13 protein-coding genes are annotated in these 14,539 nt (G+C 61.2%); 7 read left to right on the forward strand and 6 right to left on the reverse strand.

Translation table 11 applies throughout. The features are described from left to right. Window positions 1-330 precede the first annotated feature (330 nt). Both cstA and NKJ21_RS21565 read left to right on the forward strand, forming a co-directional pair. Window positions 331-2,436: a pyruvate/proton symporter CstA gene (cstA, locus tag NKJ21_RS21560; protein ID WP_008805590.1), complete on the forward strand. Its 2,106-nt coding sequence runs from the start codon at window positions 331-333 to the stop codon at window positions 2,434-2,436. 92 nt (window positions 2,437-2,528) lie between these two features. Then, window positions 2,529-2,726: a YbdD/YjiX family protein gene (locus tag NKJ21_RS21565; protein WP_012068430.1), complete on the forward strand. Its 198-nt coding sequence runs from the start codon at window positions 2,529-2,531 to the stop codon at window positions 2,724-2,726. Here NKJ21_RS21565 and NKJ21_RS21570 read toward each other — a convergent pair. The 4 genes from NKJ21_RS21570 to NKJ21_RS21585 form a co-directional block, all read right to left on the reverse strand. Beyond that, window positions 2,723-3,127, reverse strand: a complete 405-nt coding sequence (locus NKJ21_RS21570; RefSeq protein WP_208777580.1) for a helix-turn-helix transcriptional regulator — start codon at window positions 3,125-3,127, stop codon at window positions 2,723-2,725. The genes NKJ21_RS21565 and NKJ21_RS21570 overlap by 4 nt on opposite strands. Next, window positions 3,102-3,404: a type II toxin-antitoxin system RelE/ParE family toxin gene (locus NKJ21_RS21575; RefSeq protein ID WP_012068431.1), complete on the reverse strand. Its 303-nt coding sequence runs from the start codon at window positions 3,402-3,404 to the stop codon at window positions 3,102-3,104. The genes NKJ21_RS21570 and NKJ21_RS21575 overlap by 26 nt, the downstream gene beginning before the upstream one ends. Window positions 3,405-3,587: 183 nt before the next feature. Continuing rightward, on the reverse strand, window positions 3,588-4,331 hold the full coding sequence (locus NKJ21_RS21580; RefSeq protein WP_012068432.1) for an SDR family NAD(P)-dependent oxidoreductase: 744 nt from the start codon (window positions 4,329-4,331) through the stop codon (window positions 3,588-3,590). Between the two features lie 57 nt (window positions 4,332-4,388). Then, window positions 4,389-5,477 (reverse strand): oxidoreductase, encoded by a 1,089-nt coding sequence (locus tag NKJ21_RS21585; protein ID WP_012542481.1) that lies wholly within the window; start codon window positions 5,475-5,477, stop codon window positions 4,389-4,391. Window positions 5,478-5,640: 163 nt separating this feature from the next. Here NKJ21_RS21585 and NKJ21_RS21590 point away from each other — a divergent pair, with 163 nt between their 5' ends. The 4 genes from NKJ21_RS21590 (at window position 5,641) to NKJ21_RS21605 (ending at window position 10,568) form a co-directional block, all read left to right on the forward strand. Then, window positions 5,641-7,143: a sugar ABC transporter ATP-binding protein gene (locus tag NKJ21_RS21590; protein ID WP_032734957.1), complete on the forward strand. Its 1,503-nt coding sequence runs from the start codon at window positions 5,641-5,643 to the stop codon at window positions 7,141-7,143. Beyond that, window positions 7,140-8,138 carry an ABC transporter permease gene (locus NKJ21_RS21595; protein ID WP_012968720.1) on the forward strand — a complete coding sequence of 333 codons (999 nt, stop codon included), beginning with the start codon at window positions 7,140-7,142 and terminating at the stop codon, window positions 8,136-8,138. Before NKJ21_RS21590 ends, NKJ21_RS21595 begins: the two co-directional genes overlap by 4 nt. Before the next feature lie 20 nt (window positions 8,139-8,158). Beyond that, window positions 8,159-9,223, forward strand: a complete 1,065-nt coding sequence (locus NKJ21_RS21600) for a sugar ABC transporter substrate-binding protein (protein WP_008805596.1) — start codon at window positions 8,159-8,161, stop codon at window positions 9,221-9,223. 103 nt (window positions 9,224-9,326) lie between these two features. Further along, window positions 9,327-10,568, forward strand: a complete 1,242-nt coding sequence (locus NKJ21_RS21605; protein ID WP_032734958.1) for an LVIVD repeat-containing protein — start codon at window positions 9,327-9,329, stop codon at window positions 10,566-10,568. A gap of 297 nt (window positions 10,569-10,865) precedes the next feature. Here NKJ21_RS21605 and mtnK read toward each other — a convergent pair whose 3' ends face one another. After that, window positions 10,866-12,065, reverse strand: a complete 1,200-nt coding sequence (mtnK, locus tag NKJ21_RS21610; protein WP_008805598.1) for an S-methyl-5-thioribose kinase — start codon at window positions 12,063-12,065, stop codon at window positions 10,866-10,868. A 101-nt stretch (window positions 12,066-12,166) separates the two neighbouring features. On the opposite strand from mtnK, the gene mtnA reads away from it, so the two are divergent. Continuing rightward, on the forward strand, window positions 12,167-13,195 hold the full coding sequence (mtnA, locus tag NKJ21_RS21615; protein ID WP_239270582.1) for an S-methyl-5-thioribose-1-phosphate isomerase: 1,029 nt from the start codon (window positions 12,167-12,169) through the stop codon (window positions 13,193-13,195). 60 nt (window positions 13,196-13,255) lie between these two features. On the opposite strand, the gene NKJ21_RS21620 is transcribed toward mtnA, so the two are convergent. Beyond that, window positions 13,256-14,524, reverse strand: a complete 1,269-nt coding sequence (locus NKJ21_RS21620; protein WP_008805600.1) for a histidine phosphatase family protein — start codon at window positions 14,522-14,524, stop codon at window positions 13,256-13,258. Between the last annotated feature and the right edge of the window lie 15 nt (window positions 14,525-14,539).

The following is a 14,539-nucleotide window of genomic DNA, read 5'->3' on the forward strand; positions in this document are numbered from 1 at the left end:
GCCGCCATCCGGGAATTTCCCTGCTCGCGCTGTACTTAGCAGGGCTACGGTTTCTGGGCTGAGGAGCCGCTATTTCCCCGGCTTGCGCTACGCTTGGACGGGCTACGGATCTGTAGGTCGGGTAAGGCGTTAGCCGCCACCCGACAAACAAACGGCACCGTTCACGGTAATCCTTTCATTCATTTTCCTGCCTTAAGTGATCTCGCTAGCAATGTGAGACAAATCTCTGTGGGTGTACGGCATCTGCGCTGTTTCGATGTTGTTAAATTCTGCGTTGTGATCTAGAAACAAAATGTAACATCCTGATTACCCTACCGGTGGACCACAACAATGAATAATTCAGGGAAATACCTTATCTGGACACTGCTCTCCGTGATCGGAGCCTTTGCCCTCGGCTATATCGCCTTAAACCGGGGTGAGCAGATAAATGCGCTGTGGATTGTCGTCGCGGCGGTCTGCGTTTATCTGATCGCATATCGTTTCTACGGTCTGTATATCGCCAAAACCGTCCTCGGCGTTGACCCGACGCGGATGACGCCGGCGGTACGACATAATGACGGCCTCGATTATGTTCCGACCGACAAAAAAGTGCTGTTCGGTCACCATTTTGCCGCCATTGCCGGCGCGGGGCCGCTGGTGGGCCCGGTGCTTGCCGCGCAGATGGGCTACCTGCCGGGGATGATCTGGATCCTCGCCGGCGTGGTGCTGGCGGGGGCGGTACAGGACTTTATGGTGCTGTTTGTTTCGACCCGTCGCGATGGCCGCTCGCTTGGCGAACTGGTTAAAGAGGAGATGGGGCCAACCGCTGGCGTCCTGGCGCTGGTGGCCTGCTTTATGATCATGGTCATCATCCTCGCGGTCCTGGCGATGATCGTGGTGAAAGCGTTGACCCACAGCCCGTGGGGGACATACACCGTCGCCTTTACCATCCCGCTGGCGATCTTTATGGGTATCTATATTCGCTACCTGCGCCCGGGGCGCATCGGCGAGGTGTCGGTGATCGGCCTGGTGATGCTGGTGTTCGCCATCATCTCCGGCGGTTGGGTGGCGGAAAGCCCGACCTGGGCGCCGTGGTTTGATTACACCGGCGTACAGCTGACCTGGATCCTGGTGGGCTACGGCTTTGTCGCCGCGGTACTGCCGGTCTGGCTGCTGCTGGCCCCGCGCGACTACCTCTCCACCTTCCTGAAAATCGGCACCATCGTGGGGCTGGCGATTGGCATTCTGATTATGCGCCCGACCCTGACCATGCCGGCGCTGACCAAGTTCGTCGACGGTACCGGCCCGGTGTGGAGCGGCAACCTGTTCCCGTTCCTGTTTATCACCATCGCCTGCGGTGCGGTCTCCGGCTTCCACGCGCTGATCTCCTCCGGCACCACGCCGAAAATGTTGGCCAACGAAGGCCAAGCCTGCTTTATCGGCTACGGTGGTATGTTGATGGAATCCTTCGTCGCCATTATGGCGCTGGTGGCGGCCTGTATTATCGACCCGGGCGTCTACTTCGCGATGAACAGCCCGATGGCGGTGCTGGCGCCGGCGGGAACCACCGATGTGGTCGCCTCGGCGGCGCAGGTGGTGAGCGGCTGGGGCTTTAGCATTACCCCGGATACGCTGCATCAAATCGCCAGCGAGGTGGGTGAACAGTCGATTATCTCCCGCGCCGGCGGCGCGCCAACCCTGGCGGTGGGGATGGCCTACATCCTGCACGGCTCGCTGGGCGGGCTGATGGATGTCTCGTTCTGGTACCACTTCGCCATTCTGTTTGAGGCGCTGTTTATCCTGACGGCGGTTGATGCCGGCACCCGTGCGGCGCGCTTTATGCTGCAGGATCTGCTGGGCGTGATTAGCCCGGGGCTGAAAAAAACCAGTTCGCTGCCGGCCAACCTGCTGGCGACCGCGCTGTGCGTCCTGGCGTGGGGCTACTTCCTGCATCAGGGGGTAGTGGATCCGCTGGGCGGGATTAACACCCTGTGGCCGCTGTTCGGTATCGCCAACCAGATGCTGGCGGGGATGGCGCTGATGCTCTGCGCGGTGGTCCTGTTCAAGATGAAACGCCAGCGCTACGCGTGGGTGGCGCTGCTGCCGACAAGCTGGCTGCTGATCTGTACCCTGACCGCCGGCTGGCAGAAGTCGTTCAGCCCGGACACCAAAGTGGGTTTCCTGGCCATCGCTAATAAATTCCAGGCGATGATCGACAGCGGCAACATTCCGCCGCAATATACCGAATCACAGCTGGCGCAGCTGGTGTTTAACAACCGTCTCGATGCCGGGCTGACCATCTTCTTTATGATTGTGGTGGTGGTGCTGGCGCTGTTCTCGATTAAAACCGCGCTGGCGGCGCTGAAAGAGGATAAACCGACGGCGAAAGAGACGCCGTACCAGGCGATGCCCGCCGATGCGCAAACTATAACCGCGCAGGCGAAGCGCGCGCATTAACCGGTGTGCCGGGTGGCGGCTTCGCCTTACCCGGCCTACATTTCCGATCCTCCTTCTCCCTTTGGGAGAGGGAAACAAAAGAGAAATGACTTATGTTCGACACCCTCTCCAAAGCGGGAAAATATTTAGGCCAGACGGCGAAGATGATGATCGGCGTGCCGGATTACGATAACTACGTCGAGCACATGCGAATAACCCACCCGGATCAGACGCCGATGACCTATGAAGAATTCTTTCGCGAGCGCCAGGACGCGCGCTACGGCGGCAAGGGCGGGGCGAAGTGCTGTTAACCCTCTTTCGGCAGATAGAGGCTGATCTGCTCCTGGGTACAGCCGTAAATCGCCGCCAGCTTCTCGCGGGTGCGCTTCTGCGGACGGGATTCCAGCGCTTCCAGCTGCGACACGGCGGACTGGCTGATGCCGAGTTTAGCCGCGACCTCCTGCTGGGATAGCCCGCGCAGGATGCGCCACGCGGCCTGCAGACTGACGTTTTCTTTATGCATCACGTCGCATACTTCGCCTGGTAGCATGACATTATCATAGATGTCTGATTCATAAGGAATATCTTCCCAGTCGCTTTCATCCTCGTCGTCGTACTCCAGCAGAGCCAGGCGCATACGAAAGTAATCGCTGTAAGGAATGACGACATACTGGTCTTTTCCTTCTTCATCCTTGATGTACTGAATAGTCATATTCGGTATCTTCCTCATGAAGGTAGGTGGTGGTGGTTCGGCGTTTAACCGCCACGACGTAGCAGGTATCGCCCGGCGGATCCCCAAAGGTGTAGATGACTCTGTAATCACCTAATCGCAGCCGGTAGTGGTTTTCGGGAGAGGACAATTTTTTGATATCCGAGATAGATGAAGCTTTATCATCCATCTTTTCCAGCCTGGATTTAATGCGGCTCTTATACCGATTATCGATTTTAGAAAATGGCTTATCTGCCGTTTTTGACCAGACAATCTTCATCCGTACCTCCACTGTACGCCCACACAAAATATAAGGAAATAATAAGACTATTAGATAAATTCCGAATTTCTTATGGGGTACTGTAGAGCGGAGAAAAAACGCAGGTAAGAGGCAAAACGCAACCCGTCGAGGCGGCGCGGGAAGGCCTCTGTCGGGCGACAGAGGCTTGCAGAAAATGTGCGATCAGGCGTTCAATCCGCCATCCACGTCCAGCCCCGTACCGGAGATCTGCCCGGCTGCCGGGCTGGCGAGGAAGGTGACCGCCGCGGCGATGTCTTCCGGCTGGCCGTAGTGACCGACCGCAATCATCTGGCGCTGGGCTTCCGCCTGTTCTCCGTCTTCCGGGTTCATATCGCTGTTGGTCGGCCCTGGATGGACAAGGTTAACGGTGATCCCGCGAGGGCCTAAATCACGCGCCAGGCCACGGGTCAGGGCGTTGAGGGCGGACTTGGTCATGGCGTAAACCGCGATGCCCGGCATGGCCACGCGATTAGCCAGACAGCTGCCGATGTTGATGATCCGTCCGCCATCGGCCATATGCACCAGCGCTTCCTGGGTGGCGATGACCACCCCACGAATATTGACGTTGATAAGCGCGTCAATGTCCGCCAGCGTCATGGATTCCAGTGGACCGCCGCGGGCGATCCCGGCGTTGTTGACCAGAATGTCCAGCCCGCCGAGGGACCGGGCCGCATGGGTTACCGCCTCCTGAATAGCCTGCGCGCTGGCGCTGTCGGCCTGCACCGCCTCGCCGTGCCGACCCAGGGCCTTTATTTCATCGGCGACCGCCTGGGCTTTATCGGCCGATTTTTCATACGTAATAACCACATCGGCACCGGCGCGTGCCAGCGACAGCGCGATTGCGCGACCCAACCCACGGCTGGCGCCGGTAACCAGCGCCTTTTTACCTGTTAAATCGATCTGCATGATGACCTCGTTGCGAGAGTGGTGAGCATCATCATTAGGTATAGACGGTCGGGGCGATTAACGGCTGAAGTATTCCACCTTCTCAAACGCCGCGCGCAGAACCTCAGGGGTTAACGTCACTGGTAAATAGTGAATCGACTCGCCCGGGCGCAGGGTATGGGCAATGACCCGGTCCAGTTCTGTGCGGTTATTGATATCGACCTCCAGTGCCGCCAGGGTGGTCGGCAGGTTAAAGCGCTGATACGCCTGCACTAACTGCGCCAGCACATCGTCCTGAGCAAGCAGGGCGCTCTGTACCAGAATGCCGTAGGCGACTTTGGTACCGTGGAGGAATTTATCCGTCTGCGGCAGCACCGTCAGTCCGTTGTGCACCGCATGGGCGGCGGCGACCCGGGTGTAACGTTCCCCCAGCCCGCCAACCATCCCGCCGCCGGCGATAATCGCCTCTACCACATCGCGAAACGCCTGGGTCAGATCGCCGCGGCGCTGGTCCGCCAGCGCCGTTTCGCTGCTGGCCAGCAGCACGTCGCGGATCGCCAGCGCGCCGTTAATCCCCAGCCGCACGGTGAGCGGCAGCGCCTCCGGTTGCGGCGCCAGCACCACTGCCTCATACCATTTGGCTAAGGTGTCGCCAATGCCCGCCAGCAGGTACTCCGCCGGGGCGTTGAGAATGATGCGCGGCTCGACCAGCACCAGGAAGTTGGCGTCATCGAAGATCTCAAAATTCAGGGCCTGTCCGGCGTCGCTGTACCACACCGACAGCGGCGTCCACGCCGCGCAGGTAGCGGCGATAGTCGGGATGGCCACCAGCGGTACCCCCAGGCGGCGGGCCAGCACTTTCGCGCTGTCGAGCAGCGCGCCGCCGCCGACGCCAATCACTACCGCCCGATCATCACCGGAGGCCTGCACCAGCGCCGCCACGTCGCGTTCGCTGCAGTGGCCGGTAAAGCGGATCTTTTTTGCCTCCGGCAGGTGGAAGGCCGCCGGCAGAAAAGGTTCGGCGCCGGCCAGGGCGCGCTCGCCATAGACCCACACCGCCCGCGAGAGCTGGTCGGCGCTGAAAAAATCGCTCAGCCGCTCAAGGCTGCCAGGGTGGGAGAAATAGTTGGCCGGGCCGGGTACGACGCGGATATCGCTGTTGCTCATGGAAGCTGTCCTTATAGGTGTTAGGCTAAACTGATGTTATGTCTGGACATCCAGATGGCTAATATTATTTCGTTGTATCTTATGCTTTTTACGCAGTTGTCAGCCAGCGGCGGCTATGAAAAATTCGTTAAATCAGAAGATTAATTACCGCACGGGAACAGTGATGAGCGCGAACCGCCTTGAGATGCATAACATTAGCCTGGCCTTCTCCGGCTTTCAGGCACTGAACAAGGTGGACTTTACCCTTCATGGCGGGTCGGTGCATGCCCTGACCGGGGCCAACGGCGCGGGTAAGTCGACGCTGATGGCGGTGCTGTGCGGCACCCACGCTCATTATGAAGGCGAGGTGACGATCAACAACCAGCCGGTCACCATTCGTTCGCCGCGGGATGCTAAACAGTTGGGGATCCACCTGGTGCAGCAGGAGGTAGATGTGGCGCTGGTACCTGGCCTGAGCATTGCGGAAAACATCATGCTGGACAGGCTGGCGGAGCCGGGCATGGCGTTTCGCTGGTCGCGGGTTCGGCAGCTGGCGCGCGAGGCGCTGGCGCAGCTGGACGTGGCGCTGGACGTCAGGCGCTCCATTGACAGCTGCACGCTCGCCGAAAAACAGCAAATCCTGCTGGCTCGCGCTCTGTCGCACCATTGCCGCTTTTTGATCCTCGATGAGCCCACCGCGCCGCTGGATCAGCATGAAAGTGAGCGCCTGTTTGCGGTAGTACGCCGTCTGCAGCAGCAGGGGATCGGGGTGGTGTTTATTTCGCATCGTATCCATGAACTGAAGGCAATCTGCGACACCCTGACGGTGCTGCGCGACGGGCGGCTAATTGAGAGCGGCCCGATGGCGCCGCTGAGCGGCGAACAGATCGTCGAAAAGATGCTGGGCCACGAGCTGAGCGATATCTTCCCACCGCCGCGCCCGCCGCACGGCGAAGAGGTGCTGCTGCAGGTTGACGGTTTGCATGATGAGGCGCTGCTGCAGGATATTTCGCTGCGTCTGCGGAAGGGGGAAATTCTGGGTATCGCCGGGCTGGCCGGCGCGGGCAAAACCGAGCTGTGCAAAGCGCTGTTCGGCGCCAGCAAAAGCCGGGTGCAGCGTGGCGAGCTGAACGGCCAGCCGTGGCGACCGCGCGATCCAGCCGACTCGGTGGGGCGCGGCCTGGCGCTGGTCCCGGAGGAGCGGCGCAAAGAGGGCATTTTCATCGAAGAGCCGATCGCGATGAACCTGGCAGTCAGCGCCGATAACAGCTTTTCGCGCTGGAGCCTGTTTGGCCATCGGCAGGCCTGGCGCTGGGCGGAGGAGGTGATTGCCCGCCTCGGCGTGCGCGCCACTGGCCCGGGGCAGATGCTGCGCCGTCTTTCCGGCGGCAACCAGCAGAAGGTGGCCATTGGCAAATGGCTGCGCAGTCATGCCAATGTTTTGATTTTTGACGAACCGACCAAAGGGGTCGATGTGAAAGCGAAAACCGATCTGTTCATGCTGATCGATGGTCTGGCGCGGGAAGGCAAAGGGGTGATTTATGCCTCGGGTGAATTCGCCGAGCTGGTCGGTTTATGCGACCGCATCTGCGTGCTATGGGACGGACGGATTGTGGCGGAGATCCCCGGCGCGGAAGCCCGGGAAGAGACGTTGCTTTATTATTCAACCGGAGGAGCGGCAGCGTGAGCAAGGCCCTGGCAGTAAACGCGACGGTATCGGGCCGTCAGCGATTTTTTGATTTTCTCTATAAGTGGGGCATGTTGCTGACCGTGGTGCTGCTGGTGGCGGTCTTTGGCCTCGCCTCGGACAACTTCCTTGATCCGTTCAACATCATCAACATTCTGCGCTCGATCGCGATTGTCACGGTGATTGCCATCGGGGTGTCGATTTCTCTCACCATTGGCGGCTTTGATCTGTCAGTGGGATCGACGGCATCGCTGGCTAACGCGCTGGTGATTTCCCTGTTTGTCTGGCATGGCCTGGGGACCACCGAAGCGATTCTGATCACCCTCGCGCTCTGCACCCTGGTGGGGCTGTTTAACGCCTTTCTGATCGTGGTGCTGCGCATTCCTGACATGCTCGCCACCCTGGCCAGCCTGTTTGTGATTCAGGGCGTGGCGATGACCTACAGCTACGGCGGTTCGATTACTGAAAACATGGTGCTGCCGAGCGGCGAGATGGCGGAAGGCACTATCCCGGCGGGCTTTGGCGCGCTGGGGCAGGTGCCGACCATCGTCATCATCATGCTGGTGGTGACGCTGGTCGCCCAGCTGGCGCTGTCGTTCACCACCCACGGACGGCGGATGTACGCCATCGGCGGCAACCCGGAGGCCGCGCGGCTCTCCGGCCTGCGGATCACTCGTTACAAAGTCGCAGCATACGTGATTGCCTCGCTGCTGGCCGGGCTGGGCGGCATTCTGCTGGCCTCGCGTATCGGATCCTCGCAGGTCAACGCCGGCGGCGGCTATCTGATGGACGCGGTGGCGGCGGCCTGGATCGGCTTTTCGCTGGCGGGCTCCGGTAAACCGAACGCCCTGGGGACGCTGGTGGGGGCGGTGATCCTCGGCGTGCTCTCCAACGGGCTGGTGATGCTCTCGGTGCCGTATTATGCGATGGACATTATTAAAGGGTTAGTCCTGGCTGGCGCGCTGGCACTGACCTATTTTCAGCGCCGTACTTAACATTTTACAGGGTAAACAGCATGAAAAAGATCGCACTCTCTCTGATGACGCTGGGTCTGCTGCAGTCGACGGCGGCGCTGGCCACTGCCCCGACGCCGGTGCCGGCGGCGATTGCCGAGCACAGCGGCCCGATCCGTATTGCGGTGATCCGCAACCTGGGGTCTGACGATAACACCACCCAGTTTGTCTCCGGGGCGCTGCAGGAAGGCAAAAAGCTCGGTTTCAAAATCAGCACCTTCCTGAGCAACGGCGATGACGCCAAATTCCAGGACTTCGTCAACCAGGCCATCAGCCAGAAATACGATGGCATTATTCTCTCCCAGGGGCGTGACCCGTATTCCACCGCCCTGGTGAAGAAGGCGGTGGATGCCGGGATCAAAGTGGCGGTGTTCGATACCGCGGTGAGCGGTGAGATCCCCGGGGTGACGGTCAGCCAGCAGGATGACGCGTCGCTGACCGAGCTCTCTTTTGGCCAGCTGGTGAAAGATTTCAACGGCAAGGCCAATATCGTCAAGCTGTGGGTGGCGGGCTTCCCACCGATGGAGCGCCGTCAGGCGGCTTACCAGACGCTGCTGAAGCAAAATCCGGGGATTAAAGAGCTGGAGTCGATCGGCGCCGTGTCATCCGATGTGCAGGGCGACACCGCTAACAAGGTGGGGGCGATCCTCGCCAAGTATCCGAAAGGGAAAATCGACGCTATCTGGGGCACCTGGGATGCCTTTAGCCAGGGGGCCTATAAAGCGCTGAAAGAGAATGGCCGCACTGAGATCAAACTCTACAGCATTGATATTTCCAACCAGGATCTGCAGCTGATGCGCGAAGCCGGCAGCCCGTGGAAAGTGAGTGTGGCGGTGGATCCGAAGCTTATCGGCGCGACCAACGTGCGGCTGATCGCCAATAAGATCGCCGGCGAACCGACGCCAGCCACCTACGACTTCAAGGCGGCGGCGATCCCGCAGGCGCTGCTGGCGGCCCAGCCGGGGGCGGTGAACGTGGCGTCGCTGGGGAAAATTATCCCTGGCTGGGGCCAGACCGAAGACTTTATCGCGCCGTGGTTCGCGACGCTGGAAGCGAAAAACAAATAAAATCAAGCCGGGTGGCGGTGGGCGGCGGCCTGGTGCCCTCACCCCGGCCCTCTTCCGCAGGGAGAGGGGGAAAAACCATGCCACCGGGCGAGAGGGATCCCCTATGTCAGTATTACCTTCCCCCGAATACAGCCGCAATATGCGGCTGATTGGCCATAGCGATCAGGGCGGTCGTCCGGACGGCGTGCAGCTGATGGTGCACCGCGGATTCGCCTATATCGGCCATATGGTGTCGCAGGGCTTTTCCGTGGTCGATGTTCGCGATCCGACCCGGCCCACCACCGTCAACTATATTGCCGCGCCGCCGGGCACCTGGAACGTGCATCTGCAGGCGCATGACGATCTACTGCTGGTGATCAACGCCCGGGATCTGTTTGCCGACGCCCGTTTTGCTGATGAGAAGGTCTACTACACCCGCTCGGTGGGCGACACGGTCAGCGATGTGCAGGACAAGGGCTGGAGCGCCGGGCTGCGCATCTTTGATATTTCCACTCCCGCGCAGCCGCGGGAAATCAGTTTCCTGTCGCTTAACGGCATCGGTATTCACCGCATCTGGTACGTCGGCGGCCGCTGGGCGTATGTGTCCGCGTTGATCGACGGTTTTACTGACTACATCTTCCTGACCATCGATCTGGCCGATCCGCGTAAGCCCGAAGTGGCCGGGCGCTGGTGGCTGCCGGGGATGCACCAGGCGGGCGGTGAAACACCGGACTGGCCGCAGGGCAAACGCTATGCGCTGCATCACGCCATTATTGCCGGGGATACCGCCTACGGCAGCTGGCGCGACGGCGGCCTGACGCTGCTGGATGTCAAAGACCGTACCCAGCCGACGCTGATTAGCCATCGCAACTGGAGCCCGCCGTTCGGCGGCGGGACGCATACCGCGCTGCCGCTACCGGATCGTGACCTGCTGGTGGTGCTGGATGAAGCGGTGCTCGACAATCAGGAGGACGGTGAGAAGCTGATCTGGCTGTTTGATATCCGCGAGCCGGCGAACCCGGTGAGCATCTCGACTTTCCCACAGCCGGATGAAATCGACTATGTGGCGAAAGGGGCGCATTTCGGTCCGCACAACCTGCATGAGAATCGTCCCGGCAGCTTTGTCAGCTCAACGCTGATTTTTGCCACTTATCAGAATGCCGGCGTGCGGGCTTACGATATATCTAACCCGTATCGTCCGCTGGAGACCGGGGCGCTGGTGCCGGCGGCGCCGAAGACGATGATGGATACCCGTCCCGGCCGCCCGCAGGTGATCCAGTCCTGCGATGTGTTTGTCGATGCGCAGGGCATTATCTACAGCACCGATTACAACGGCGGGCTGTCGGTGATTGAGTATCTGGGATGAGGACAAGGTAAACGCAAAATTGTGCTCGCATGTCTGCCGGGTGGCGGCTTTCGCCTTACCCGGCCTACAAAAGTCTGCAAGATCAAACCGTTATGCGGTTATCTGTAGGCCCGCGCAAGCGCAGCGCCGCCGGGCAATCCCAGAAGATTGCACTTTTTAGGCTTTGCTCCCTCTCCCTGTGGCAGAGGGCTGGGGTGAGGGCAAGGTAAACGCAAAAAGGCAATGACAATGGCCTTTTTTAGGGTGTGCTCCCTCTCCCTATGGGAGAGGGCCGGGGTGAGGGAAAACAGGCCGCACTCAGCTGTACTGGCGTACCCGCGCCAGCAGCTCGTCGACGCTGTCGATACGCTCGGCCAGCACAATCAGCGCTTTGCCGAGGGTAATGGCGTGGCGCAGGCATTCATGGCGCATGGCGTCGTCCTGGATAGTGTCGATATCCGCGACGTGCGACAGCCCGACGCTGCGGCGGATCAGTTCGCTGCCGCAGAAGCCAACCGCGTCGGCCCAGACTTTCTTCAGAAAGGCGGAAGCGTAGCCGGGGTAAGCCAGCGCCGCGTCGCGGGTTTTCTCCGCCGCCAGCGCCTGGAAGCGCTCGGCAAAGGTGGTCCACAGCTGGTGGATGTCGTTCAGCCGCTGCTCGCGTGCGGCGGCGGCGTCGCGAATGCCGAGCTGGCCCGGCAGGCCGCAGTAGTTAAGCAGCAGGTTGCCGATGGCGGTGCCGATATCGAAACCAATGGGGCCGAAATAGCCGAACTCGGCGTCGATGGCCTTCAGGCTGCCTTCGGCAACGAAGATCGACCCGCTGTGGATATCGCCGTGCAGCAGCGCTTCCGCATGGGCAAAGAAACGATGCTTCAGCGCCGCCACCGCCAGCTTTAGCTGGGCGTCGTCGCGCAGGGCGGCAACATCGGCCTCCAGCTCCGCCGGGTAGTTATTGCGCTCGTGGATCTGATACGGGTCGTTAAAGAACAGATCCTCGGTGATCTCGCACATCGCCGGGTTACTAAACTGCGCCACCTGCGCTTTTTTCTCGTGGGGATGGAGATAGAAATCGCTGGTGTGGAACAGCACCTGCGCCAGATAGTCGCCAAGCTGGCGGGCCGCCTGCGGGTAGTAGACGTTAGCGATAAGCTCCCCGCGCCAGATGCGGTGGTCGGAAAGATCTTCCATCACCATCACCGCCAGCTCGGGATCAAAGTGATGGATTTTTACCGTGTGCTGCGGACTGTGCTGATAGTGGGCGACCAGGGTCTGCGCTTCCAGACGGGCGCGGTCGAGGGTCAGGGGCCAGGATTCGCCGACACAGCGCACGTAGGGCAGGGCCTGTTTGACGATCGCCCGGCTGACGCCCTGGCGATCGAACACTTTAAACACCAGATTGAGGTTGCCATCGCCCACTTCCTGCGCGCTGACCAGCTCAGATGGGTTGTCGATGCCGGCGAACTGCTGCGCGTAAGCCACGGCATCGTGGGCGGTGAAGGTATGGTATTGCGACATTGCCTCGATCCTCGAATTCTGATTAAGCCGTTCAGACGTCTATACTTCTGGATTCCATCCTGACACAATGTGATACAACAACGCAACAGGGATTTAACGACATGCAGACATTACAGACCACCAGCCTGCGGGTGAGTGAAAATCAGCTTTTTATTCTCGACCAGCAGGCCTTGCCGCAGGAGAAACGCTGGCTGGCGGCGGATAACGTTGCGCTGCTGGTGGACCATATTCATGCCCTGCGGGTGCGCGGCGCGCCGCTGATTGGCCTGTCCGCCAGCCTGCTGCTGGCTCTGCTGGCCCAGCGCGGCCTGAACCGGGATGCACTCCAGCAGGCGCTGGAGACGCTGCGCGCGGCGCGGCCGACGGCGGTCAACCTGATGAATAATCTGGATCGCATGAAGCAGGCGCTGGCCCGGGAAGATTACCCGCAGGCGCTGGAAGCGGAAGCTTTGCGTCTGGTCGAAGAAGATAAACAGCTGTGCGACCGCATCGCTGAGGCGGGCAGTGCGCTGGTGAAGCCCGGCAGTCGACTGCTGACCCATTGCAACACCGGTGGCCTGGCGACCGCCGGGGTAGGGACCGCCCTGGGGGTTATCGCGCTGGCGCACCGGCAGGGAAAGGTGGCCAGCGTGTGGGTCGATGAAACCCGGCCACTGCTGCAGGGCGGGCGTTTAACCGCCTGGGAGCTGGGCGAGCTGGGCGTGCCGTATCAGCTGATCACCGATTCAATGGCCGCCAGCCTGATGGCGCAGGGGCAGGTGGATGCGGTGTGGGTCGGCGCCGACCGTATCGCCGCCAACGGCGATGTGGCGAATAAAATCGGCACCTACTCTCTGGCGGTTTTGGCCCATTATCACCAGATCCCGTTTTACGTCGCTGCCCCGCAGACCACCCTCGACCGCCATTGCCCGAACGGGGCGGCGATCCCCATTGAGCAGCGCGCGGCGGCGGAAGTAACCGGGGTGGCGGGCAGCTTTGGCGCGGTACAGTGGGCGCCGACGGGGGCCGCCGTTTACAATCCGGCGTTCGACGTCACGCCTGCTGCGCTGGTGAGCGGCTGGGTGCTGGACAGCGGGGTGGTCACCCCGGCGCAGGTCGCCGCCGGGGCGTTTGCGCCGGACAATGGATAGCCGACACCGTGCCGGGCCTGGAAAAAATGGCTTTCCCGGGCCCGGGCAAGCGCTGCATTGCTACGGCAGGACCATGGCTACCGCCGGGGCGGATGACCGGTCGATACGCTGACCGAGGGCGGTAATAGCCGCCTGGAAGGGACACAGCGTACCGACGTCGGTCTGACGGCAGCCCGGCTGACGCCACTCCTGACGCAGCATCGGGTGCTGCGCGTCCGGCGTCTGCAGACGACGCAGGTCGTCGAGGCCTTGCGCCTGGAAATAGACCCGCAGATAGCGTTCCCCGCTCTTCGCGTTGCGCCAGCGCTCCAGCACCAGGCTACTGCCCGGCGGGATATTTCCCCGGCTGTAGCCCGGCAGCTGCCAGCTAAAGTTCATCAGCGTGCGCACCATGGCGATATTGGTGTCATGGGCCACCAGCAGCAGCCAGCGTACGTTCGGATTCGCCTCCGGTTTGACGCCGTCGAGCATGGCGTTGAGCAGCACCGACCCGCGTTTTTGCGCGGTATACAGCACGTCGTTACTTAGATCGTAGTTTTCCGTTAACAGCGGCAGCAGGGCGGTGATCTGCCTGGCCTGGGTGATCTTGCCCCACGCCAGCTGGCTGAGAGGCAGGTTTTCACTCCAGCCGAGACGCAGCGTCTCCACCATATTGGCCATCACGCTCAGTCCGCTAATAGTGGTTTTCCCGCTTTTGCTCTGCTCCACCTGCCAGGGGGTGTCGAAGATCGGGCAGGGTTTATCGGCCTGACAAACCGCCTGTTGCAATAGCTGGATGGCCGGCGCCAGCGCCTGCCGACGCTGCGCCAGATCCCCGGCCTTCTCTTTCACCGCCGCCAGCTGGCGGGCGGGGTCGGTTTGCGTGGCGGCGAACTTGTCGGTCTGAAACAGGGGATCGGCATCCCCGCTGACATAATGGATAGCGACGCCGCAGCCGGGGAAGGCGCCATCCACCAGCGCCTGGGCGGTCGCCCGCGTCCGCTGCAGCGGGCTGGCGCGCACGTAAATCGACTCCGCCGTCGGGCATCCCGCCTGCAGCAGGCCGAGCTGGCGATAGTGCTGGCCTTCCTCACGTCCTTTGTTAACCACGGCGGCATAGCCATGGCCGGTGAGCTCGCCGTCATGGGTGGTCCACTCGGTCCACGGTCGGCCGGTGGCGGCCTCGATGGCTTCCCGGTTGCCGGCCGTCGGCGGGCGGATACCGTGGCGGCTGAGCTCGACCACTTTCTCCAGCTGCCAGTCCGCGGCGGCAGCAGATTGCAGCGCCAGCAGCGGCAGCGCGCAGGCGATAAACAGGCGTAACAGCCCCTGATGTCTTGCAGGCATCATATCTTCTTCCTTAAT

The sequence above is a fragment of the Klebsiella sp. SWET4 genome (assembly GCF_024296565.1).
Taxonomy (GTDB): Bacteria; Pseudomonadota; Gammaproteobacteria; order Enterobacterales; family Enterobacteriaceae; genus Klebsiella; species Klebsiella variicola.

Bases quoted from the DNA above. Each gene is read 5' to 3' on its own strand.
- NKJ21_RS21590 (WP_032734957.1), top strand. From the start codon at position 5,641: ATGAGCGCGAACCGCCTTGAGATGCATAACATTAGCCTGGCCTTCTCC.
- NKJ21_RS21580 (WP_012068432.1), bottom strand. From the start codon at position 4,331: ATGCAGATCGATTTAACAGGTAAAAAGGCGCTGGTTACCGGCGCCAGC.
- mtnK (WP_008805598.1), bottom strand. From the start codon at position 12,065: ATGTCGCAATACCATACCTTCACCGCCCACGATGCCGTGGCTTACGCG.
- NKJ21_RS21605 (WP_032734958.1), top strand. From the start codon at position 9,327: ATGTCAGTATTACCTTCCCCCGAATACAGCCGCAATATGCGGCTGATT.
- NKJ21_RS21585 (WP_012542481.1), bottom strand. From the start codon at position 5,477: ATGAGCAACAGCGATATCCGCGTCGTACCCGGCCCGGCCAACTATTTC.
- NKJ21_RS21620 (WP_008805600.1), bottom strand. From the start codon at position 14,524: ATGATGCCTGCAAGACATCAGGGGCTGTTACGCCTGTTTATCGCCTGC.
- cstA (WP_008805590.1), top strand. From the start codon at position 331: ATGAATAATTCAGGGAAATACCTTATCTGGACACTGCTCTCCGTGATC.
- NKJ21_RS21600 (WP_008805596.1), top strand. From the start codon at position 8,159: ATGAAAAAGATCGCACTCTCTCTGATGACGCTGGGTCTGCTGCAGTCG.
- NKJ21_RS21570 (WP_208777580.1), bottom strand. From the start codon at position 3,127: ATGACTATTCAGTACATCAAGGATGAAGAAGGAAAAGACCAGTATGTC.
- NKJ21_RS21575 (WP_012068431.1), bottom strand. From the start codon at position 3,404: ATGAAGATTGTCTGGTCAAAAACGGCAGATAAGCCATTTTCTAAAATC.
- NKJ21_RS21565 (WP_012068430.1), top strand. From the start codon at position 2,529: ATGTTCGACACCCTCTCCAAAGCGGGAAAATATTTAGGCCAGACGGCG.
- mtnA (WP_239270582.1), top strand. From the start codon at position 12,167: ATGCAGACATTACAGACCACCAGCCTGCGGGTGAGTGAAAATCAGCTT.